Genomic DNA, 1,013 nt, shown 5'->3' on the forward strand with positions numbered 1-1,013 from the left:
CCTCGATCTCCTTGCCGGCCACCATCATCAGGTCGGCCATCTCGTCGACCACGATCACGATGTAGGGCAGCGCCGAGAGGTCCATCTCCTCCTGCTCGTACACCGCCTCCCCGGTGTGACGGTCGAACCCGGTCTGCACGGTCCGGGTCAGCACCTCCCCGCGGGACCGGGCCTCGGCGAGGCGCGCGTTGAAGCCGTCGATGTTGCGCACGCCGACCTTCGACATCTTCTTGTAGCGCTCCTCCATCTCGCGCACCGCCCACTTGAGGGCGATCACCGCCTTCTTGGGGTCGGTGACGACGGGGGAGAGGAGGTGCGGGATGCCGTCGTAGACCGACAGCTCCAGCATCTTCGGATCGACCATGATCAGCCGGCACTCCTCAGGGCTCAGCCGGTAGAGGAGCGAGAGGATCATGGTGTTGATGGCCACCGACTTGCCCGAGCCGGTGGTGCCGGCCACCAGCAGGTGGGGCATGCGGGCGAGGTCGGCGATGATCGGCTCGCCGCCGATGTTCTTGCCCAGGCACAGGGCGAGCTTCTGCTTGGTCTCCGCGAAGTCGTTCGAGGCCAGCAATTCGCGCAGGTACACGGTCTCGCGCCGCGCGTTCGGCAGCTCGATGCCGATGGCGTTGCGGCCGGGTACCACGGCGACGCGGGCCGAGACGGCGGACATCGAGCGGGCGATGTCGTCGGCCAGCGAGATCACGCGGCTCGACTTGGTGCCGGGGGCCGGCTCCAGCTCGTAGAGGGTGACGACGGGGCCCGGCCGCACGGCCAGGATGTCGCCCCGCACCCCGAAATCGCCGAGCGTCGCCTCGAGGAGCGTCGCGTTCTGCTCCAGCGCGTCGGCCGAGACGACGCTCGCCTGCGAGGGGCCGCGGGGCTCGGCCAGCAGCTCCAGGGCGGGGTGCTCGTAATCGGCCGGGTCGAGGGGCGGCGGCGCGGGCCGGCGGGCCGGCACCGGGGCGGCCGCCGGCGGCGCGACCCGGGAGCGGGCCGGCGCCTCGGCGGGG

At 71.5% G+C, this 1,013-nt stretch carries 1 protein-coding gene; it reads right to left on the reverse strand.

From position 1 onward, the window contains the following. Positions 1–1,013, reverse strand: a 1,013-nt coding sequence (locus ACLBXP_RS25210; RefSeq protein WP_447670582.1) for a DNA translocase FtsK, incomplete at both ends; no start/stop codon positions are given.

Source organism: Methylobacterium sp. A54F (assembly GCF_053346035.1).